Genomic DNA, 21,033 nt, shown 5'->3' with positions numbered 1-21,033 from the left:
CCGGGCTTGTTGAAACGATCCGGGATCCTGGTTCATGGCATCATCGCGCCGGCGTCTTGCCGCGGGCATCGCATCGGTTCTTGTGCTGTCGGGCGCGGGCGCGATGGCATGGCTGGGTGCGGAAGCCGCTGCCCGTCTGGTGGAAACCCAGACCCGGCAGGAGGTCGAGGACACCCTGCGGGCCGCCGGCCAGGACTGGGTGGGCGTGACCACCGACGGGTTGCAGGTCCGCCTGACCGGCACGGCCCCGTCCGAGGTTGACCGCTTTCGTGCCGTGACCCAGGCGGGCAGCGTTGTCGATCCGGCCCGGCTGGTGGACCGGATGGCCCTGGCGTCGGCCGCAGAACAGACGCCGCCCGACTTTTCGGTGGAACTGCTGCGCAACGACCAGGGCATCTCGCTGATCGGCCTTGTTCCGGCAACGACCGACCGCGAGGCTTTGATCCGCCTGCTGCGCGCCGAAACCGCTGCACCCCGGATCACCGACCTTCTGGAATCGGCCGACCATCCGGTTCCGCAAGGCTGGGACGCGGCGGTCCGATACGGGCTGGAGGCCGCCCGGCTGGCCGCGCAGGCCAAGATCTCGATCCAGCCGGGTCAGGTCACGGTGTCGGCCATTGCCGACAGCGACGACGAAAAAGGCCGGCTGGAATCGGCGCTGCGCCGGGGTCTGCCTGGCGGGGTAGAGCTTGTGGCCAACATTTCCGCCCCGCGACCGGTCATCGCGCCTTTCGTGCTGAGCTTTACGCGCGATGCCGCAGGCGCGCGGCTGGATGCCTGCGCCGCCGATACGGAAACGGCCCGCAGCCGAATCGTTGCCGCAGCAGCCGAAGCGGGTGTTCCGACCGTTCCCGCCTGCACGCTGGGGCTGGGCGCCCCCTCGCCCGACTGGGCCGATGCGGCTGCGGCGGCCATCAGGACGGTGGCGGCCCTTGGCGGCGGCACGGTGACACTGTCGGATGCCGAGGTGCGGCTGATCGCGCCGCCGGGCACTGACCGGGCGGCTTACGACCGCGCTGTGGACCAACTGCGCAACAGCCTGCCGCCGCCCTTCACCCTGGAGGCGGTGCTGGACAGCGGACCCCAGGCCCAGACGCCGGCTGCGCCCGCGTTCACCGCCGCCCTGTCGCCGTCCGGTGCCTTGACCATCGCGGGCACGGTCAGCGACGACCGGATGCGCGAAACCCTGGACAGCCTGGCGCGGGCGCGCTTTGGCCGCGTCGAGGGCGATCTTGTCAACGACCCGTCGGTGCCCGGCGGCTGGACGCTGCGTCTGATCGGCGCACTGGAAGCCCTGGATGTGTTGCAATCGGGCAGCGTCGAGGTGACGCCCGACCTGATCCGCCTGTCCGGCATCTCGGGCGATCCGGCGGCGGCGGAAACGGCGGCGGCCCGCCTGGCCGAGCGGCTGGGTCCGGGCCTGCGTTATGACACAGAGATTCGCTATGACCGTCGGCTGGACCCGTCCCTAAACCTTCCCGACGGGCCGGAATGTGTGCGGCAGTTGAACATCGTCATGTCGGAATCCGAGATCGGCTTCGAGCCGTCGCGGGCCGAGATCGCGGGCGATCCCAGCCCCACTCTGGACCGGCTGGCGGGGGTGATGGCGGAATGCGCCGATTTTTCCATCGAGGCAGGCGGCCATACCGATTCGCAGGGGTCCGAGGGATTCAACGCCGATCTGTCGCGCAGCCGGGCCCAGGCGCTGGTCACGGCCATGACCGATGCGGGCATCGACACCGCCAACATGACGGCGCGCGGATACGGTGAAAGCCAGCCCATCGCCAGCAACGACACTGACGAGGGCCGCGAGGAAAACCGCCGGATCGAGTTCCGCCTGCTGTCCGACCGACCCGTGCGGGAGGTGGTTCTGGACCCGCCGGCAAGGCTGTCGGGCGTGACAGCCGAACCCCGTGCGGCGGCGGCTGCCGATGGCGGGATGATCGGCCCCGTCCAGCCTGCCGATACGGCCCCTCAGGTCCGCGCGGACTTTGGCCCGCCGATGCCGCAGCCCGTGGCCGGTCCGGTCGCCCCCGCCGTGGTCGGCGCCAGCGAAGTGTTCGAAACGCTGGACGGGCGCGAGGAAAGCCTTAGGCTGCCGGTCCAGACCCCGACCGCCGACACGCCGCGTCCGGCGTTCCGCCCGGACGGCTTTGCCGCGCCCGACCTTGGCCCGCCCGACGACCCGACCCCCTGATCAGCCGGAACCCGCATGGATCGCACCCAGTTCATCATCGCCACGACGCTTGTGCTGTTCGGCGCCTTTCTGCTGGGCTGGTTCGCAAGCTGGCTGATCGGCCGCCTGACCCGCGCCACGCAGGCCGACCCGGCCGAGCTGGACCGGCTGATGCGCCTGCTGCGCCAGACCGAGAAAGACCGGGACGCCGGGCAGGCCGCCCAGGAACGGACCGAGGCGGACCTGACCGCGCGGCTGGCCGCCGTTCAGGCCGAACTGGACGCGGCCATGGACGGCCTGCGCGAAAGCCGCGCCGAGATCGAGGAGTTGCGCGACTATATCGAACGCAAGCTGGCGCGGCGGTGAAGGTCACGCCACCTCGGCAAAGACCTTGTTCAGCGCCCGTTCCAGCTTGTCGAAGATCTCGTCCATCTGATCCTCGGTCAGGATGAAGGGCGGGCACAGCACGATGGACTGGCCCAGCGGGCGGCAGATCAGCCCCAGGTCGGTGCAGGCATTGGCGATGCGTTCGCTGACCGACAAGGCGCTGTCGAACGGGGTCTTGGTGGCCTTGTCGCGCGCGGCCTCCAAGGCCCACATGAATCCCACGCCGCGCAATTCGCCGATATGGTCGCTGCGGTCCATGATGGCCCGCAGGCCAGATTCCAGCCGCGGGGCCAGACGGCGCACATTGTCGGCCAGGCCTTCGTTCATTACCACGTCGATGGCCTTCAGCGCGATCGCGCAGCCGACCGGGTGGCCCGAGGCGGTGAAGCCATGGGGAAATTCCTCGATCCGGTCGATCGCCGCCTGCAGCCGGTCGGTCAGATCCGGCCCCAGGATCACCGCGCCCATCGGGAACAGCCCGGCGGTCAGGTTCTTGGAACTGATGATCGCATCGGGCATGAAGTCATAGGTCATGCAGCCCCAGGTGTTGCCGGTGCGCCCGAACCCGCAGATCACCTCGTCCGAGATCATCGGGATGCCGTATTTCCGCAGGATCGGCAGGATCGCCTGGAAATAGCCCTGCGACGGCGGGATGACCCCGCCCGCGCCCTGCACGGGTTCGGCAAAAAAGCCGGCGATGGTGTCGGGGCCCTCGCGCTGGATGGTTTCTTCCAGTTCGCGGGCCAGGCGGGCGGTGAACGCCGCCTCGGTCTCATCCTCGGCGCCATAGCGCCAGAAATGCGGGCAGGTCAGGTGGATGAACCCCGGCAGGGGCAGTCCGAAAACCTCGTTATAGGGCTTGCCGGTCATGCTGGCCGATACCACCGTGACGCCGTGATAGGCATTCCAGCGGGTCAGGATCTTGCGGCGTTGCGGGTTGCCCTCGCTGGCGTGCAGGAACCACAGCATCTTGACCATGGTATCGTTCGCCTCAGAGCCTGAATTGGTGTAAAACACCTTGCCCCGGGCAAAGGGCGACACCTCGACCAGCTTTTCGGACAGCATCACCGTCTGGTCCGACATCCGCCCGAAAAAGGCGTGGTATCCGGGAAAGCGGTCGTACTGATCCTTGGCAGCCTGGGCCAGACCCTTGTGATCGAAACCGGCCACCATGTTCCAAAGCCCGGAATTGGCATCCAGATACCGCCGGCCGTTCACGTCGATGACATACGGCCCCTCGCCATGGGTCAGCACCACTGCGCCGCGCTGGTGAACGCTGGGCAGGTCCGTGAATCCATACAGCGAATATTCGTCGGCGCGCGCTTCCCAGCTTTGCGGTTTGTTCATCGGTGCCTCCATCGACGGATTTGCCGGCAGGCTATCCGGGCGCCGAGGGGCATTCAATGCCGCCCCACCCCGGCCACCCGCGATATTTCACTGGACTGCGCCTTGGCGCGGGGTAACATCCCGCCAGGGGGAACCACCATGCGCCAGATGCTTGCTGCCTGCCTGATCCTGCTTGCGCCGCTGTCCGCGATGGCGAACACCGCGATCCTGCCCATCAAGATGCTGGACACCTCGGGCGAGGCGCAAGACCAGCGGGCTGACCACGAACGTCGCATGGCCCTGCTGGCCGAGGTTCTGGGCAAGGAACTGCCCGCCGTCCTGATCGCGCCCGGCGACATCTCTGCCTGCCAGCCGCAGACCACCGACTGCCTGCTGGAGGCAACCGCCGCCACCGGGGCCGACCGGGCGCTGTTCATCGTGGCGCAAAAGACCAGCACCCTGATCCTGCAACTGTTCGTCAACTTGGTGGACACCCGCACGGGCGAACTGCTGGACAGCCGCAACCTGAACTTCCGGGGCGACAACGACGAGGCCTGGCGCCGCGCGGGCCTGTTCCTTGCGGGCCAGATCCGCGACGTCGCCCCTTGAAAACCCTGCCTGCTCAGGAACGGCGCAGGCCGATCCGGTCCAGTTCCGCCTCGATCCCTGTCAGGGGCTGGCCTCGGACCTCGGCCACCAGCGAATCAAACCGCTTGCGGAGGGCAGCCTTTTCAGCGCCTTGGCAGTCGTTCCAGGGGCGCCCCTGCAAGGACATCTCCAGCACGTAATACCAGATGAAATGCGGCCGCCCGCCCGCGACCAGCAACGCGCGATAGGCCTCGTGCGCGCCGATCCGGCGCAGGGCGGCGGCATCGGGGATGCCGGCCGCGATCAGCGCCCTGGCCGTGGCGGGACCGATATTGGCGATGGTCGTCAGGTCGCTGTCCATGGCCCGCTTTCCAAATCCCCGCCTTTGCTGTATCAGCACGCAACCCCCAAGGACAGCATGGCAATGAACGATCAGGCCAATCCCCCGGCAGCAAAAAAACTGTTCATCAAGACCTATGGCTGCCAGATGAACGTCTATGACAGCCAGCGCATGGCCGAGGCCATGGCCACCGAAGGCTATGTGCTGACCGATGATCAGGCCGACGCCGACATGGTGCTGCTGAACACCTGCCATATCCGCGAGAAGGCGGCCGAGAAACTGTATTCCGACCTGGGGCGCCTCAAGCCGCTCAAGGCCGAGCGGCCCGACCTCAAGATCGGCGTCGCGGGCTGCGTGGCCCAGGCCGAGGGCGAGGAGATCGTCCGCCGGATGCCGCTGGTCGATCTGGTCGTCGGCCCGCAGACCTATCACCGCCTGCCCGCCATGGTGCGCGGCGAGGCGCCGGCGATCCTCACCGACTTTCCGAGCGAGGACAAGTTCGATCACCTGCCACAAAACCGCGCGACCCGTCGCGCACCCGCCGCGTTCCTGACCGTGCAAGAGGGCTGCGACAAGTTCTGCGCCTTCTGCGTGGTGCCCTATACCCGCGGCGCCGAGGTCAGCCGCCCGGTGGACCGCATCCTGCGCGAGGCGCGCGATCTGGTGGACCGCGGCGTGCGCGAGATCACCCTGCTGGGCCAGAACGTGAACGGCTGGCACGGCGCGGGATCGGACGGCACCTGGGGCTTTGGCCGGCTGATCCGCGCCTTGGCCGGGATCGAGGGGCTGGACCGCATCCGCTATACCACCAGCCATCCGAACGACATGTCGGACGACCTGATCGCGGCGCATCGCGACGTGCCGCAACTGATGCCCTATCTGCATCTGCCGGTGCAGTCGGGCAGCGACCGCATTCTGAAGGCGATGAACCGCAAGCATACGGCGGCAGGATACCTGCGCCTCATCGACCGCATCCGCGAGGCGCGGCCGGACATCCTGCTGACCAGCGACTTCATCGTGGGCTTTCCGGGCGAAACGGATGCGGACCACCGGGACACGATGCGCTTGGTGGCCGAAGTGGGTTTCGGCACGGCCTTCAGCTTCAAGTATTCCCCCCGCCCCGGCACCCCCGCCTATGAACGCCCCGAAGTGGACAGCCATGTGGCCGACGAGCGGTTGCAGGAATTGCAGGCCCTGCTGACGAAACAGCAAAAGGCGGCGCAGGAGGGCATGGTGGGGCGCACCCTGGGAGTCCTGTTCGAAAAGCCGGGCCGCCAGGCGGGCCAGATGATCGGCAAGTCGGATTACCTGCATTCGGTCTTCGTGGATGCACCCCGCGCACAGGTCGGCGATCTGGTGACGGTCCGCATCGTCGAAAGCGCGACGAATTCGCTGCACGGCGAACTGGCGGCCTGAAATCGCCCCGCTTGCGGAACCGCCCCGCCTGAACCCGGCTTGTGCCTGACGCACCACGCCAGGAGGGCAGGATGGACGACGACCGGGTCTGGAAATTCGAGGAAAGCCTGTGGCAGGCTTCTGACCAACGCTATCACGAACGGGTCGATCCCCAGTGCATCATGGCGCTGAGCCACGCGCCCCACCTGTTCGCGGGCCAGGATGCCGTCGAGGCCGTCAGCGGCACCCCGGAATGGGACGAGGTCCAGTTCGAGAACAAGACCGTTTCGCGCCCCGAGGAAGGCATGATCGTGGTGGGATACCATGTCGCCGCGTCCAGGGGCGACACGCGGTTCACGGCAGCCTGCACCTCGGTCTATCGCCGGCGCGGGCATGATGACTGGACCGTGGTGCAGCACGCCCAGGTGGTGCCGCCGGCAGTCGCCGCCCCCGGCTGAGCGGGATCAAGCCGGCCGGTCCCCAAGGAACGCGCGAACAGGAGGGGACCGGCCTCTTTCGCGTCAAGAGGCCGACGCGAAAGCCTGCGACGCCCTGTCCTGGCCGATCTTGCCGCGACATGCGCCATTGATGCAGCCGGCCCCCGAGGAACGCGCGAACAGGACGGGGACCGGCCTCTTTCGCGGGCGGATGATCCGCCGCGAAAACCGGATGATCGGAACAAGGCTACTCGCCGCCGCCCAGACCGTGAAGATAGGTCGCCACGGCCCGGATCTCGGCCTCGGACAGGCGGGTGTTCCAGGCGGGCATCACGCCATAAGGGCCTTCGGTGACGATCCGGGTCAGCGTGGCGTAATCGTCTCCGTAAAGCGTGATCGCGTCGGCCAGGTTCGGCGCGCCCTGCGACCGGTCGCCCGAACCGTCCTCCATGTGGCAGGCTGCGCAGTTGTCGGCATAGACCTGCGCCCCTTCCGCCGCCAGGGCCGCATCATGGGGCTGTTCCGACAAGGACAGCACGTAATTCACCACCCGAGCGATCTGCGGACGGTCCAGGATGCCGTCGGTGCCGAAGGCAGGCATCTGGGAATAGCGGGTATCGGGGTCTTGCGGATCGCGGATGCCGTGTTGAAGCGTCAGGTGGATGTCCTCCAGGGTGCCGCCCCACAGCCAGTCGTTGTCCAGAAGGTTGGGATAACCGCGTGCCCCCCCGGCGCCCGAACCGTGGCACTGGGCGCACCAGGTGCGATAGATCGCGCCCCCGGCATTGGTGGCATAGTTCACCAGGTCCGGGTCGTTCGGAATGGCGTCCAGGTCCACTTCGGCCAGGCGGGTCTGAATGGCGGCATTGGCCTGGTCGAACCGCTCGATCTCGGCCGCGACCTCCTGGCGGTAGTCCGTGCCCAGAAAACCCTTGGTCGCGCGATCGACCAGAGGGATCGCCGGATAGGCGATCATGTATCCGATGGACCAGACGATGGTGGCATAAAAGGTCCACAGCCACCAGCGGGGCATGGGGTTGTCGTATTCGGTGATCCCGTCCCATTCGTGGCCGGTCGAGCCGATCTCCTTGACCAGTCCGCCGCGCGCGGGCTTGCGCAGCCGGGGGGCCGCAGGGGCGTCGGGCTGGCGGCGCTCGGGGATTTCACCGGCGATCTTGGCGGCATGTTCGCTGTCGGCGGCCCGCCGTTCCAGTGAGATCCGGTTGTCGGGATCGGCCGGGTCGATATGCGGGTCCACCGGCTTGTCGTTGTCGGCCATCACCGGCCCTCCTTGTCATCCGCCCGGGCGGGACTTTTCTCGTTGCGGAAGATGCTTTCGGCGGCGTCATCGTGTTTCCGGCGCGATCCGGGCCGGAACACGAACAGGATCACGCCCACGAAGAACAGCACCAGCACCAGAAGCGCCCAACTGTCGGCCAGTCCGCGCAGAAAGCTGTAGGTTTCCATGCCCTGCCCCCCTACCGCGCCGGATCGGGTTCAAAGGTCGAGAAATCGACCATGGTGCCCAGCACCTGCAGATAGGCGATCAGCGCATCCATTTCCGTCAGTTGCGGCTGGCGGTCGAAGTTGCGCTGGCTGGCGCCCGGATAGCGTTCCAGCAGGCCCTCGGCATCGGCATTCGGATCGGCCTGGGCACGGAAATCGACGGCCGCGGCGGCGATCATCTCGTCCGAATAAGGCACGCCGACCCATGCGTCGGTTTGCACCCGGTCCCGGACATGGGTCGCGTCGATGGTCCGGTCCGCCAGGAAGCCATAGGCGGGCATGATCGATTCCGGCACCACCGCCTGCGGGTCGCGCAGGTGATCCAGATGCCATTCGTCCGAATAGCGCCCGCCCACGCGCGCCAGATCCGGCCCGGTGCGTTTCGACCCCCACTGGAACGGGTGGTCGTACATCGATTCCGCCGCCAGGCTGTAATGGCCGTAACGCTCGACCTCGTCGCGCATGGGGCGGATCATCTGGCTGTGGCAGACATAGCAGCCCTCGCGGACATAGATGTCGCGCCCGACCAGTTCCAGCGGCGTATAGGGACGCACCCCTTCGACCTTCTCGATGGTGTTTTCCAGATAGAACAGGGGCGTGATCTGCACGAGCCCGCCGATGGTCACGACGATGAAGGAAAAGACCAGCAGCAGGGTGGCGTTCTTTTCCAGGATCTTGTGCTTTGCCAAAATCTGCATGGCTTTCCCCTTATTCGGCCGGCACGGCGATGGCGGTGGGTGCGGCCTTGGGCTGGCGGGCCACGGTGGCCCACAGGTTCCAGGCCATGATGATCCCTCCCGCGAGGTAGAGCACTCCGCCCAGGGCGCGCACCACGTTCATGGCGAACTTGGCCTGCACGGTGTCGGCGAAGGCGTTGACCAGGAAGCCCTGGCTGTCCACTTCGCGCCACATCAGGCCCTCCATGATGCCCGACACCCACATGGACGCGGCATAGAGAACCAGGCCGATGGTGGCCAACCAGAAGTGCCAGTTGACCAGCGACAGGCTGTACAGGCGTTCCCGGCCCCACAGGCGCGGCACCAGATAATACAGCGCGCCAAAGGTGATCATGCCATTCCAGCCGAGGGCGCCGGAATGGACATGGCCGATGGTCCAGTCGGTGTAATGCGACAGGCTGTTGACCGCCTTGATCGACATCATCGGCCCTTCAAAGGTCGCCATGCCGTAAAAGCCCACGGCCACCACCATCATCCGCAGGATCGGGTCGGTGCGCAGCTTGTCCCAGGCCCCCGACAGCGTCATCAGGCCGTTGATCATGCCGCCCCACGAGGGCATCCACAGCATGATGGAAAACACCATCCCCAGGGTCGAGGCCCAGTCGGGCAGCGCGGTGTAATGCAGGTGGTGCGGGCCCGCCCAGATATACAGAAAGATCAGCGCCCAGAAATGGATGATCGACAGCTTGTAGGAATAGACCGGGCGTTCTGCCTGCTTCGGGATGAAGTAGTACATCATCCCCAGAAAGCCGGCGGTCAGGAAAAAGCCTACGGCGTTGTGGCCGTACCACCACTGCACCATGGCGTCCTGCACGCCCGAGAACACCTGCACCGACTTCGATCCCCAGATGCTGACCGGCACCGACAGGTTGTTGACGATGTGCAGCATCGCGATGGTCACGATGAAGGCCAGATAGAACCAGTTGGCGACGTAGATATGGGGTTCCTTGCGCTTGATGATCGTGCCCAGGAACACCGCCAGATAGGCGACCCAGACCACCGTCAGCCACCAGTCCACATACCATTCGGGCTCGGCGTATTCCTTGGACTGGGTGGCGCCCGCGATGTATCCGGTCGCGGCCAGCACGATGAACAGGTTGTATCCCCAGAACACGAACCACGCCAGATTGCCGCCCCACAGCCGCGCCGCGCTTGTGCGCTGCACCACGTAAAAGGACGTGGCGATCAGCGCGTTGCCGCCAAAGGCGAAGATCACCGCGCTGGTATGCAGCGGGCGCAGCTTGCCGAAATTGGTATAGCCCTGCGTCAGGTCCGACAGGTTCAGCGCCGGAAAGGCCAACTGGAAGGCGATCACCACCCCGACCAGAAAACCCACGACCCCCCAGAAGGTCGTGGCGATCACCCCGAACCGGACCACGTCGTCCATGTATTTCGAGGTATCGACCGGCTGCGCAGGCTCATCGACCCGGCGCAATGCCCAGACGAACATGCCGCCCGCCACCACCATCACGATCAGGGCGTTGACCATATAGGCCGGATCGCGTGCCAAATTGGCCCCGATGGCGGCCGCAAGGACGGTCGCGCCCAGCAAGATCAGCTTCGTATAATTCCACATGGCATCCAACCCGCGTTCCCTCGCCAGGACGCCGGGCAGCCCGAATTGCTGCCGGGACGGTCCCGCCGTGATGCCGGAATTAAGGGATCGTCCCGCGCCGAACCTTGATCTGCGTCAAGTATCGGCGTTTGATTCCGATCAAGGTCGCCGGGCGGCGCGGCTGCCATCCTGTCAGCGACCTGAGCAAAGGAGACCGCGATGGGTTACAAGAGCATTCTGACCATCCTGTCCGACGAACGGCAGTTGCCGCAACTGGATGCGGCCGCGGCCCTGGCGGCCCGCGAGGACGGCCATCTGTCGGTCTTATGTCTTGGCCTCGATCATACGCAGGTGGGCTATTACTTTCCCGGCGGCACGCCCTATGCCTTTCAGGACGCCATCGACATAGCGATGGAACAGGCCGAATCGCTGGACAGGATCGTCCAGCAGCATCTGGCGCGGATGGGCGATCTGCGCTGGTCGTCCGAGGCCGCGGTGGCCCAGATCGGCGGCATCGGCAACCTGGTCGGGATGCGCGCGCGCTTTTCCGATCTGACGGTGATGATGCGCCCCTATGGCGCGGACGCCCCCGGCGAGGCCGAGGCGGTGGTCGAGGCCGCGCTGTTCGAGGGGGGCTGCCCCGTTCTGGTCCTGCCGGGGTCCGACCTGCCCGCCGATCCGCCGGGCAAGGTCATGGTGGCCTGGAACCAGTCGCTCGAGGCCCTGGCCGCCGTGCGGCGCGCCCTGCCGCTGCTGAAGGCTGCCGGTTCGGTCGAGATCGCCATCTTCGATCCGCGCCGCACGGCCGACGGGTCCGAACCCGGTGCGGCCCTGGCGCAGATGCTGACACGCCATGGGGTCAAGACCGACATCGCCGTTCTGGCCCGCACCTCGGGCACGATCAGCGACGAATTGAACCGCCGCGCAACCGAAATCGCCGCCGATCTGGTGGTCATGGGGGCCTATGGCCATTCCCGGTTCCGCGAGGCGATCCTGGGCGGGGCCACGCGCACCATGCTGGAAAAGGCGCGCGTGCCGGTGTTCATGGCGCGCTAGGGACGCGGCGGGGCGTCAGGCGGTCAGCCGCGCCCCGTCATGGCCCGCAATGCGCAGGTCCATCAGCGCGCCTTCCGGCTGGTCGCTGGCAAAGGCCACCTCGGCGAACTGTTCGGTCCGGCCCAGGCGGGGGCCTTCGGTCAGCACGCGATGCGTGCGGCCGACCTGCCCGTCCAGATGACGGCGCAGCGCGGCATCGCCCGCCGCGCGCAGTCGGGCGGCGCGGTCGCGGATCACCGGGCCGTTCACGGCAGGCATCCGGGCGGCGGGCGTTCCCTTGCGCGCGGAATAGGGAAAGACGTGCAGAAAGGTCAGCCCGCAGTCATCGACCAGTTTCAGACTGTTGTCGAACATCGCGTCAGTTTCGGTCGGGAAACCGGCGATGATGTCGGCGCCGAACACGATGTCGGGACGCAGCCGCCGGGCATCCTCGCAGAACCGGATGGCGTCGTCGCGTCCGTGGCGGCGCTTCATCCGCTTGAGGATCATGTCGTCGCCCGCCTGCAGCGACAGGTGCAGGTGCGGCATCAGGCGCGGTTCGCTGGCGATGGCCAGCATCAGATTCTCGTCCGCCTCGATGCTGTCGATGCTGCTGATGCGCAGGCGCGGCAGGTCGGGAACCAGCCGCAGGATGCGCATGACCAGATCGCCCAGGCGCGGCGTGCCGGGCAAATCCGCCCCCCAGCTTGTCAGGTCCACCCCGGTCAGAACGACCTCGTTGAAGCCGCGCCCGACCAGCCGCCTGATCTGTTCGACCACCACGCCCGCCGGGACCGACCGCGAATTGCCGCGGCCATAGGGAATGATGCAGAAGGTGCAGCGGTGATCGCAGCCGTTCTGGACCTGCACATAGGCGCGGTGGCGGCCAAAGCCGTCGATCAGGTGACCGGCCGTTTCCCGCACGGACATGATGTCGTCCACGCGGATCTTTTCCGTTTGCCCGATCAGATCCGGGGCGCGCAGGCTTTGCCACGTCTCGGGCTGCATCTTCTCGTGATTGCCGATGACGCGCGTGACCTCGGGCATCGCGGCAAAGGTTTCGGGTTCCGTCTGGGCCGCACAGCCGGTCACGATCATCGGCACGCCGGGGTTTTCACGGGCCAGGCGGCGGATTTCCTGACGGGCCTTGCGCACGGCCTCGGCGGTCACCGCACAGGTATTCACGACCACCGCGCCGGACAGGCCCGCGGCCTCGGCCATCTCGCGCATCGCCTCGGATTCATAGGCGTTCAGGCGGCACCCCAGCGTGGAAAAGATGGGCGCCGTCATTGGATCAGCCATTCGGGGGTCAGGACGCCGGAAAAGACATGCGCCGTCGGCCCCTCCATCCAGACGCCGTCCTCGCGCCAGTCGATGCGCAGGACGCCCCCAGGCACGTTGACCGTGACGCGCCGTCCGGTCAGCCCGCGCCGCGCCGCCGCCACCACCGCCGCGCAGGAACACGACCCCGAGGCCAGCGTCGGCCCGGTGCCGCGTTCCCAGATGCGCAGGTCGATTTCGTCGCGGGACACCACCTGCACGATCTCGACATTGGTGCGCTGCGGATACAGCGGATGATGTTCCATCGCCGGGCCGAATGCCGCCAGATCGACCGCCACCGCGTCATCGACGAAAAAGGTGACATGCGGATTGCCCATGCCGGTCGCCGCCGGATCGCCGTCGATGGGCAGATGGTCGATGTCCACCTCCCGCGCCAGCGGAATCGCGCGCCAGTCCAGCACCGGCTGCCCCATGTTGACGCGCGTCAGGCCATTGCCTGCATCCTCGGCCAGCAGGACGCCGTGATCGGTGCGCAGGCTCAGCCGGTCGCGGCCGGCCTGATCCATCACATGCCGCGCGATGCAGCGCGTGGCATTGCCGCAGGCGGCGCTGACCGAGCCATCGGCATTCCAGAACCGCAGCCGCAGATCGGCACGGTCATCGGCCTGGATGGTCGCCATCTGATCGAATCCCACCCCCCGGTGGCGGTCGGCAATGCGCGCGATTACCCCCGCCGCAGGGGGATCGCCCCCGCCCCGCAGATCCAGGACGACGAAATCGTTGCCAAGCCCGTGCATCTTCATGAAGGGCAGGCCGGGGGGCGATGTGCTGTTCATCCGGGCCATATAATAGCCGCCGGAAATTTCCGCCAGTCCCGCCGACTTTTCCGCTTGACGCCCCCGGAGCCCCCCCCTAGTAACCCCCCGTGTTGGGCCCGTAGCTCAGTTGGTAGAGCAACTGACTTTTAATCAGTGGGTCACAGGTTCGAATCCTGTCGGGCTCACCATATTTCCGAAGATGACAAGGCCCAAGGACCGCCGGGCAAGGCCGCCCGACGGCGGATCATCATGCAGGGGCGATCCGCGCCAGCGGGGCGCCGAAGGCAATCTCTGCGCCCTCCTCGGCCATTCGATGCACGCGCCCGGACCAGGGGGCTTCGATGCGGGTTTCCATCTTCATGGCCTCCATCACGGCGATCACGTCCCCGGCCTTGACCTCGGCCCCGTCCGGGACCTGCCAGACCTGCAACAGGCCCGACACGGGCGCTGCAAGGGTGTCCTTGGCCCCATCCGGCCCGGCTTCGGTCGCTGGCAGAGATGCGGGCGCGGCGGCAAGCATCCTGGCAGGCAGACCCAGTTCAACACGTTTCCCGTCAACCTCGATGGCGAAGCGCAGCAAGGCCTCGGCGGGCGCGGGCGTCACGCGGGCATGACCTGCAATCGTGTTCAGCCGATCGGCGAAGTCGGTTTCAATCCAGCGGGTATGGACGCCAAAGGTGTCGTTTTCGGCCCGGAATTCCGGGGCCGCGATGGTAGCGCGATGGAACGGCAGGACCGAGGCCACGCCCTCGATGCGGAATTCCGCCAGGGCGCGGGCGGAGCGGGCCAGGGCCTCGTCGCGGGTGGCGCCGGTAACGATCAGCTTGGCCATCAGCGAATCGAAGCTGCCGGGCACGACGGACCCGGCGACCACGCCGCTGTCCAGACGCACACCCGGCCCTGACGGCGCGTCCCAACCCGTGACCGGTCCGGGCGTGGGCAGGAACCCGCGCGCGGGGTCTTCGGCGTTGATGCGGAATTCGATCGCATGGCCGCGCGGGGCGGGCACGTCCTCATCGGCCAGCCGTGCGCCCGCCGCGACCGCGATCATGGCGCGAACGATGTCGATGCCGGTCGTTTCCTCGGTCACCGGATGTTCGACCTGCAACCGGGTGTTCACCTCGAGGAATGACAGGGTGCCGTTCGCGGACAGCAGGAACTCGACCGTGCCGGCGCCGCTGTAACCCGCCTTGGCGCAGATCGCGCGGGCGCTGTGGTGGATACGGGCGCGCTGCTTGTCGGAAATGAAGGGCGCGGGCGCTTCCTCGACCAACTTCTGGTTGCGCCGCTGCAACGAACAGTCGCGGGTGCCCAGCACCTTTACCCGGCCATGGCGGTCGGCCAGCACCTGCGCCTCGATGTGGCGGGGACGGTCCAGGAACTGCTCGATGAAACATTCGCCGCGGCCGAATGCGGTCAGCGCCTCGCGCGTGGCGGATTCGAACAGGTCCTCGACCTCGTCCAAGGTCCAGGCGACCTTCATGCCCCGCCCGCCGCCGCCGTGGGCGGCCTTGATGGCAATGGGCAACCCATGCGCCTGGGCAAAGGCGCGGGCCTTGGCGGGAGTGGCGACGGGGCCGGGGGTGCCCGCGACCAGCGGCGCCCCCACCGATTCCGCGATGCGCCGGGCCTCGATCTTGTCGCCGAGGGATTCGATCACCTGCGGGTCGGGGCCGATCCAGATCAGGCCCGCATCCTGCACGGCGCGGGCGAATTCGGCGCGTTCGGACAGGAATCCGTAACCGGGATGAACGGCGTCGGCGCAGGCGCGCCGGGCGATGGCGATCAGTTTGTCCGCATCCAGATAGGTGTCGGCAGGGCGGTCGCCGTCCAGGGGCCAGGCCTCGTCGGCCATGCGCACGAACAGCGCCTCGCGGTCGGAATCGGCATAGGCCACGATCGGCACGATGCCGTCGTCGCGGCAGGCGCGGATGATGCGGACGGCGATCTCGCCGCGGTTGGCGATGAACAGGCGGCGGATCGGGCGCAGGCGGGTACCGGGTTCGAACAGGGACGGGATCATGGCATGGGCTCGATCGGGCTGAAGGGATGGGCGGCGGCGAACCGGATGCGCGCGCCGGGCGGGATCTGCCCGGCCAGGGCCAGGGCCTCGGGCAGCAGGGTGGCGATGACGGGATAGCCGCCGGTCAGCGGGTGGTCGGCCAGAAACAGCACCGGCTGCCCGGAATGGGGCACCTGGATCGCACCGCGCTCCGTCCCCTCGGAGGGCAGTTCGCGCGCATCGGCACGGATCAGGGGTTGACCCGACAGGCGGATACCCACGCGCGAGGACTGGGGCGTGACCTGCCAGTCCTGCGACAGCAGCAGATCAAGCGCGGCCTGCGGAAACCAGTCGGCGCGCGGGCCCATCGTGACGGGCAGCGTCACCGTTTCGCCCGGCGCGGGCAGGTCCGGGCGCGGGGCGGGCGCGGGATCGACAGCGCCGGCGGGGTTGCAGGCCAGCCCGATCACCGCGCCGGCGCCCAGCGGTTCGGGTCCGATGCCGGCCAGCGTATCGGTTGACGCCGAGCCCAGCGGGCGATCCACGCCGAATCCGCCCCGCAGCGCCAGATAGCTGCGCATCCCCCGGCGCGGAGGCCCAAGCACCAGAACCTCGCCCGGATCAAGGGCAAAGGGCCGCGACAGGTCCACGGGAACACGGGCGCCGTCCGCCTCGATCTCGGCGCGGTCAGCGGCGCCGTCCAGGACCAGTGTCACGGGACTGTCCACCGTCAGGCGCACCGGACCCAGCGTGATCTCCAGCGCAGGCAGGTCGGGCGGATTGCCCGCGCGGCGGTTGGCCCGGCGCAGGCTGGGCAGATCCATCGCCCCCGAGGCCGAGATGCCGTCGGCAGCCTGTCCGGGCCGCCCGGCATCCTGCATCAGGATCGGAAAGGCGGCGGACAGCACCCGCAGTCCCGTGGCGGGCGCGGTCTGGGCATGGGCAGCAACCGGCACCGGATGGACAGCGCCCCGGCGTTCGACGAACCGGACGCGGGCGCCGGGGCGCAGCAATGCGGGCGGATCGCGGGACATGTCCCACATCGGCACGGGCGTCGTTCCGATCAACTGCCAGCCGCCGGGACTGGCCTTGGGATAGACACCGCAGAACCGCCCTGCCAGGGCCACCGCCCCGGCCGGGATGCGGGGGCGCGGGCTTGCACGGCGCGGCAGGTCGAAACGCGGATCGTCGCAGGTCATGTAGGCGAAACCCGGTGCAAAGCCGGTGAAGGCGACCTGCCAGACAGCGGCGCCATGGGCGGCGATGGTTTCGGCCACGCTCAGGCCCAGATGGCCGGCGACCTCGGCCAGATCCTCGCCGTCATAGGTCAGGGGAATCTCGATCGCTTCGGCGGGGTCGGAACGCCGGGCCGTGGCCTCGGGCATCACCGCCGCAATGGCCGCGGCCAGCCGGCCGTCGGCCGCGACCCCCGGTGCGGTGCGCACCATGAGCGTGCGGGCGGCGGGCACGATCTCGGCGATCTGCGGCAGGGGAGCGGCGGTCAGCGCGTCGAACAGGTCCAGCGTCCGGTCCAGATCGGGCAGCTCGACCAGCATCGTGCGCGGCCCCACGGGCAGGAACCGCAGGGTCATGACTGCCAGTTCCGGTCGGGGATGTCGGTGACGAACATATGTCCGGGCGCATGGGTGATGGCAAAGGGCACGCGGGACGCCATGACCGCCGCCTGCGGGGTGACGCCGCAGGCCCAGAAGACCGGCACCTCGTCCGGGCGGATGGTCACCGGGTCACCGAAATCGGGGCGGGACAGATCGGCGATGCCAAGCCGGTCGGGGGCGCCGACATGGACGGGGGCGCCGTGCACCGCCGGAAACCGGCCCGAGATCGTCACCGCATCGGCCACCCGGTCTGCCGGAATGGGCCGCATCGACACGACCAGCGGCCCCGACAGGCGCCCCGCCGGGCGGCAATCGCGGTTGGTGCGATACATGGGCACGTTGCACCCCTGGGCGATGTGGCGGATCTGGATCCCGGCCTGCATCAGCGGGGTTTCAAAGGTGAAGGAACAGCCGATCAGGAATGTCACAAGGTCGGGATGTTCCCCCCAGGCCGCGCTGGCATCCGGCGTTTCCTCGGCCAAGGCGCCGTCGCGCCAGATGCGATAGCGCGGCAGGTCGCGGCGCAGGTCGGCGCCGGGCGCAAGAACCGTATCGAACCGACCCGGCTCGGTCACGTCAAGAACCGGGCAGGGCTTGGGGTTGCGCTGCGCGAACAGCAGGAAATCCCAGGCCCAGTCGCGCGGCAGGGCAATCAGGTTGCATTGGGTAAATCCGGTCGCATGGCCCGCCGTTGGGGCGGACCACCCGTCGCGGCAGGCCGCGCGCAGCCGGGCGGGGTTCTGGTGGGTCATGGCGCGGCCGTGACAAAGCTGCGGATCGTCACGCCTTCGGCGGTCAGACGCCTGCGGACGGCCGTGGCCATGGCGACGGCGGCGGGACTGTCGCCGTGCACGCAGATGCTGTGCGCCTCTAGCCGCAGCAGCGATCCGTCCACGGCCTCGATCACACCCTCGGTCGCCAGGCGAACCATGCGACCGGCCACACGATCCGGATCGTGCAGAACCGCGCCCGGATCGCGGCGCGACACCAAGGCACCCGTGGGGGTATAGGCGCGGTCGGCAAAGGCCTCGGCCACGACGGGCAGGCCGGCGCTGCGGGCACGCTCCAGGATCGGCGCCCCGGCAAGCGCCATCAGGACCAGGCCGGGATCCACCGCGCGGATGCCCGCGATCACCGCATCGGCCTGAACGGCATCGTCGGCGATGGTGTTGTACAGCGCCCCGTGCGGCTTGACATAGGACACCCGCGTTCCCGCCGCCGCCGCCAGCCCCTGAAGCGCACCGATCTGATAGATCACGTCGGCAGTCAGTTCGTCGGGGGCCACGTCCATGCGGCGGCGGCCAAAGCCCACCCGGTCGGGATAGGACACATGCGCGCCCACCGCGACCCCGCGCGCCGCCGCCCCGCGCAGGGTGGACAGGATGGTCAGGGGGTCGCCTGCATGAAACCCGCAGGCGATGTTGGCGGAACTGACGATTTCCAGCATCGCGGCATCGTCGCCCATCCGCCAGGGGCCATAGCCTTCGCCCAGGTCGCTGTTGATGTCCATGCCCATGTCCATGTCTGTCTCCTCAGGTGCCCAGGAACGCAAAGATCGCGCCCACCGACTTGATCCCCATGTACCAGGTCAGCGCGCAGACCAACGCGCTCAGCGCCAGCAAGGGCCGGCTGTAGCGATAGCCGCCCAGCAAATCCGACCGGGCAAAGCCGATCCAGGTAAAGATCGTCAGCCCGACCGGCAGGATAAGCCCGTTGAAGCCCCCCGCAAAGACCAGCAGCGCCGCAGGTGCGGTTCCCAGCACCAGATAGACTGCCAGCGAGATGGTGATGAACACCACCGTGGCGATGTTGCGGGCGCGGTCGTCCATGGGGCGGAACACCGTCATGAAGCTGACCGAGGTATAGGCCGCCCCGATGATCGAGGTGATCGCCGCCGCCCAGAAGATGATCCCGAAGATCCGCAGGCCCCAGTCGCCCGCCGCCGCCAGGAATGCCTGCGCCGCCGGGTTGGCCGTCCCGGAAGACAGATCCAGCGTCACCCCCGACGCGGTCACGCCCAGGATCGCCAGAAACAGCACGAAGCGCATGACACCCGTGACGGCGATGCCCGACAGGGCGCCGCGGGTGATGGCAGGCAGGTTCTCGACCCCGGTCAGGCCCTTGTCCAGCAGGCGATGTGCGCCCGCATAGGTGATGTATCCGCCCACCGTGCCGCCGACGATGGTGGTGATGGCGGCAAAGTCGATGGTGTCGGGCAGAACCGTCTGACGCAGCGCCTCGCCCACCGGAGGGTTGGTGACGAAGGCCACGAATACCGTCATCGCGACCATCAGGAAACCCAGCACCACGATGATCCTGTCCAGCAGGATGCCCGCGCTGCGCGATAGGAAAATCCCGATGGCGATCAGCGCGGACAGGACGCCCCCGATCTTGGGGTCCAGCCCGATCATCGCGTTCAGGCCCAGGCCGCTGCCCGCGATGTTGCCGATGTTGAACACCAGTCCGCCGAACATCACCAGCACCGACAGCAGGTATCCCGCACCGGGCAGCGCGGCGTTGGCCGTTTCGGACGCACGACGCCCGGTCAGGGCGGTGATGCGCCAGATGTTCATCTGCACCACGAAATCGATCAGGACCGAGGCCAGGATCGCAAAGGCAAAGGCCGCCCCCAGTTGCGCGGTAAAGGTCGCCGTCTGGGTGATGAAGCCCGGCCCGATGGCCGAGGTCGCCATCAGGAAGATGGCTGCCGTCAGGCCGCCTCGCATTGCGGCGGAAGATGCCGAGACAGCGGGGGAATGCTCGGCCATCAGGGCCTCCACGGTTGCAGATTCGGAATGGCGGAATTGTGTAGATCACACTTCGTAAGTCAAATATTATCCAACAACCAAATATTTTTTGTTGAACAATGCGGGGGACATTGCGTCTTTGCCAGTAACCGGCCCAGATCTCAGCCAGTCGATGCGACAACAAAAGGCGTTGCAACAACCATGCAGGAAACCTTAGACGACGCCGCAGCCGTCGATGATGCCCTGTCCCTGCCCGACCACATCGCGTCCCGCATCAGGACCATGGCGATCAAGGGCGAACTTTCTCCGGGGCAGCGCCTGTCCGAGGTGCGGCTGGCGGGCGATCTGGGGGTGTCGCGCAACACCCTGCGCGAGGCTTTCAGGCTGCTGACGCGCGAAAGGCTGGTGCACCACCAGCCCAACCGGGGCGTCTTCGTGGCCGTGCCCACCATGGCCGCCATTCTGGACATCTATCGCGTCCGGCGGATGATCGAGGTTCCGGCACTGGCTCGGGCCTGGCACCGCCACGAGGCTGTTTCCACCATGCGTGCCTGTGTGGTCAGCAGCCAGGCGGCCCGCGACCGGCACGACTGGCAGGGGGTGGGTTCGGCCAACATGGGGTTTCACTCCGCCATCGTCGCCCTGGCCGACAGTCCGCGCCTGAACGGCTTTTACAGGCAAGTGGCCGCCGAACTGCGCCTGGCCTTCGGGCTTCTGGACGACCCCGAGCAATTGCACGAGCCTTTCATCGCCCAGAATGCGGCGATCCTGGCCGCGATCGACCGCGGCGACTGCGAGGCCGCGGCCGGGATTCTGGCCGTGTATCTCGACCATTCCGAACGCACTGTTCTGACGGCCTTTGCACGGATCGAGCATGGCGCGGGCCCTGCACCGGGCCTCTAGGGTCCAGCCTCATAACCACCACGTGACGATAGCGGCGAGGGCTATGGCTGCGGTGTAGGTGCAGGCGAGCTTGTCGTAGCGGGTGGCGACGCGGCGGAAGTCCTTGATGCGACAGAAGGCGCGTTCGACGAGGTTTCTGCGTTTGTAGGGCTCCGGGTCGAAGGGGTGCAGACGCTTTCGATAG

The 21,033-nt window shown here is 67.6% G+C and carries 21 protein-coding genes and 1 tRNA gene; 8 read left to right on the top strand and 14 right to left on the bottom strand.

Annotation, left to right across the window (positions count from 1 at the left end; genetic code table 11):
* The first annotated feature begins 34 nt into the window (after positions 1 to 34).
* Together EYE42_RS03160 and EYE42_RS03155 are read left to right on the top strand one after the other, a co-directional pair.
* Positions 35 to 2,197: an OmpA family protein gene (locus tag EYE42_RS03160; protein ID WP_130989870.1), complete on the top strand. Its 2,163-nt coding sequence runs from the start codon at positions 35 to 37 to the stop codon at positions 2,195 to 2,197.
* A 15-nt stretch (positions 2,198 to 2,212) separates the two neighbouring features.
* Positions 2,213 to 2,542 carry a hypothetical protein gene (locus EYE42_RS03155; protein ID WP_130989869.1) on the top strand — a complete coding sequence of 110 codons (330 nt, stop codon included), beginning with the start codon at positions 2,213 to 2,215 and terminating at the stop codon, positions 2,540 to 2,542.
* Positions 2,543 to 2,545: 3 nt separating this feature from the next.
* Here EYE42_RS03155 and EYE42_RS03150 read toward each other — a convergent pair whose 3' ends face one another.
* Positions 2,546 to 3,910, bottom strand: coding sequence for an aminotransferase (locus EYE42_RS03150; protein ID WP_130989868.1), 1,365 nt, complete (start codon positions 3,908 to 3,910; stop codon positions 2,546 to 2,548).
* Between the two features lie 138 nt (positions 3,911 to 4,048).
* Between EYE42_RS03150 and EYE42_RS15925 the strand changes: the two genes are divergently transcribed.
* On the top strand, positions 4,049 to 4,498 hold the full coding sequence (locus EYE42_RS15925) for a DUF2380 domain-containing protein (RefSeq protein WP_165455700.1): 450 nt from the start codon (positions 4,049 to 4,051) through the stop codon (positions 4,496 to 4,498).
* A gap of 13 nt (positions 4,499 to 4,511) precedes the next feature.
* Here EYE42_RS15925 and EYE42_RS03140 read toward each other — a convergent pair whose 3' ends face one another.
* A complete protein-coding gene (locus EYE42_RS03140; protein WP_130989866.1) occupies positions 4,512 to 4,838 on the bottom strand; it encodes a TfoX/Sxy family protein in 327 nt (108 codons plus the stop codon).
* 63 nt (positions 4,839 to 4,901) lie between these two features.
* Here EYE42_RS03140 and miaB point away from each other — a divergent pair, with 63 nt between their 5' ends.
* The gene (miaB, locus tag EYE42_RS03135) at positions 4,902 to 6,233 is read left to right on the top strand and encodes a tRNA (N6-isopentenyl adenosine(37)-C2)-methylthiotransferase MiaB (protein WP_130990217.1); all 1,332 of its coding nucleotides are present in this window, start codon (positions 4,902 to 4,904) and stop codon (positions 6,231 to 6,233) included.
* 71 nt (positions 6,234 to 6,304) lie between these two features.
* A complete protein-coding gene (locus EYE42_RS03130; RefSeq protein WP_130989865.1) occupies positions 6,305 to 6,670 on the top strand; it encodes a DUF4440 domain-containing protein in 366 nt (121 codons plus the stop codon).
* Positions 6,671 to 6,896: 226 nt separating this feature from the next.
* On the opposite strand, the gene ccoP is transcribed toward EYE42_RS03130, so the two are convergent.
* Genes ccoP through ccoN form a run of 4 tightly spaced genes read right to left on the bottom strand, consistent with a single transcriptional unit; the run spans position 6,897 to position 10,468 of the window.
* The gene (gene ccoP, locus EYE42_RS03125; RefSeq protein WP_130989864.1) at positions 6,897 to 7,928 is read right to left on the bottom strand and encodes a cytochrome-c oxidase, cbb3-type subunit III; all 1,032 of its coding nucleotides are present in this window, start codon (positions 7,926 to 7,928) and stop codon (positions 6,897 to 6,899) included.
* Positions 7,928 to 8,116 (bottom strand): cbb3-type cytochrome c oxidase subunit 3, encoded by a 189-nt coding sequence (locus EYE42_RS03120; protein WP_130989863.1) that lies wholly within the window; start codon positions 8,114 to 8,116, stop codon positions 7,928 to 7,930. The genes ccoP and EYE42_RS03120 overlap by 1 nt, the downstream gene beginning before the upstream one ends.
* An 11-nt stretch (positions 8,117 to 8,127) precedes the next feature.
* Positions 8,128 to 8,853: a cytochrome-c oxidase, cbb3-type subunit II gene (gene ccoO, locus EYE42_RS03115; protein ID WP_130989862.1), complete on the bottom strand. Its 726-nt coding sequence runs from the start codon at positions 8,851 to 8,853 to the stop codon at positions 8,128 to 8,130.
* 10 nt (positions 8,854 to 8,863) lie between these two features.
* Positions 8,864 to 10,468: a cytochrome-c oxidase, cbb3-type subunit I gene (ccoN, locus tag EYE42_RS03110; RefSeq protein ID WP_130989861.1), complete on the bottom strand. Its 1,605-nt coding sequence runs from the start codon at positions 10,466 to 10,468 to the stop codon at positions 8,864 to 8,866.
* A gap of 198 nt (positions 10,469 to 10,666) precedes the next feature.
* Here ccoN and EYE42_RS03105 point away from each other — a divergent pair, with 198 nt between their 5' ends.
* Positions 10,667 to 11,503 (top strand): universal stress protein, encoded by an 837-nt coding sequence (locus tag EYE42_RS03105; protein WP_130989860.1) that lies wholly within the window; start codon positions 10,667 to 10,669, stop codon positions 11,501 to 11,503.
* Between the two features lie 15 nt (positions 11,504 to 11,518).
* Here EYE42_RS03105 and mtaB read toward each other — a convergent pair whose 3' ends face one another.
* Positions 11,519 to 12,772: a tRNA (N(6)-L-threonylcarbamoyladenosine(37)-C(2))-methylthiotransferase MtaB gene (gene mtaB, locus EYE42_RS03100; RefSeq protein WP_130989859.1), complete on the bottom strand. Its 1,254-nt coding sequence runs from the start codon at positions 12,770 to 12,772 to the stop codon at positions 11,519 to 11,521.
* Positions 12,769 to 13,608, bottom strand: a complete 840-nt coding sequence (gene dapF / locus EYE42_RS03095; protein ID WP_425466554.1) for a diaminopimelate epimerase — start codon at positions 13,606 to 13,608, stop codon at positions 12,769 to 12,771. Before dapF ends, mtaB begins: the two co-directional genes overlap by 4 nt.
* A gap of 85 nt (positions 13,609 to 13,693) precedes the next feature.
* On the opposite strand from dapF, the gene EYE42_RS03090 reads away from it, so the two are divergent.
* Positions 13,694 to 13,769 (top strand) — tRNA-Lys (locus tag EYE42_RS03090).
* Positions 13,770 to 13,828: 59 nt separating this feature from the next.
* Here the strand turns inward: EYE42_RS03090 and EYE42_RS03085 are convergent.
* The 5 genes from EYE42_RS03085 to EYE42_RS03065 are packed head-to-tail and all read right to left on the bottom strand — an operon-like array spanning position 13,829 to position 19,967.
* Positions 13,829 to 15,604, bottom strand: coding sequence for an acetyl/propionyl/methylcrotonyl-CoA carboxylase subunit alpha (locus EYE42_RS03085; RefSeq protein WP_211657889.1), 1,776 nt, complete (start codon positions 15,602 to 15,604; stop codon positions 13,829 to 13,831).
* Positions 15,601 to 17,175 carry a 5-oxoprolinase subunit B/C family protein gene (locus EYE42_RS03080; protein WP_130989858.1) on the bottom strand — a complete coding sequence of 525 codons (1,575 nt, stop codon included), beginning with the start codon at positions 17,173 to 17,175 and terminating at the stop codon, positions 15,601 to 15,603. Before EYE42_RS03080 ends, EYE42_RS03085 begins: the two co-directional genes overlap by 4 nt.
* On the bottom strand, positions 17,172 to 17,951 hold the full coding sequence (locus tag EYE42_RS03075; protein WP_130989857.1) for a putative hydro-lyase: 780 nt from the start codon (positions 17,949 to 17,951) through the stop codon (positions 17,172 to 17,174). The genes EYE42_RS03080 and EYE42_RS03075 overlap by 4 nt, the downstream gene beginning before the upstream one ends.
* A complete protein-coding gene (locus EYE42_RS03070) occupies positions 17,948 to 18,715 on the bottom strand; it encodes a LamB/YcsF family protein (RefSeq protein WP_425466556.1) in 768 nt (255 codons plus the stop codon). Before EYE42_RS03070 ends, EYE42_RS03075 begins: the two co-directional genes overlap by 4 nt.
* A 16-nt stretch (positions 18,716 to 18,731) precedes the next feature.
* The gene (locus EYE42_RS03065) at positions 18,732 to 19,967 is read right to left on the bottom strand and encodes an NRAMP family divalent metal transporter (protein ID WP_130989855.1); all 1,236 of its coding nucleotides are present in this window, start codon (positions 19,965 to 19,967) and stop codon (positions 18,732 to 18,734) included.
* Between the two features lie 180 nt (positions 19,968 to 20,147).
* On the opposite strand from EYE42_RS03065, the gene EYE42_RS03060 reads away from it, so the two are divergent.
* Complete coding sequence (locus tag EYE42_RS03060) at positions 20,148 to 20,849, top strand: GntR family transcriptional regulator (RefSeq protein ID WP_130989854.1); 702 nt, start codon at positions 20,148 to 20,150, stop codon at positions 20,847 to 20,849.
* A gap of 9 nt (positions 20,850 to 20,858) precedes the next feature.
* Here the strand turns inward: EYE42_RS03060 and EYE42_RS03055 are convergent.
* The coding region (locus EYE42_RS03055; protein WP_165455698.1) for a transposase at positions 20,859 to 21,033 on the bottom strand (175 nt) is incomplete at its 5' end.

This window comes from Paracoccus subflavus (assembly GCF_004310345.1).
In the GTDB taxonomy this organism is placed as follows: domain Bacteria; phylum Pseudomonadota; class Alphaproteobacteria; order Rhodobacterales; family Rhodobacteraceae; genus Paracoccus; species Paracoccus subflavus.
Note: the sequence above shows the minus strand (reverse complement) of the source record. Positions and strands in the feature narration are given on the sequence as shown.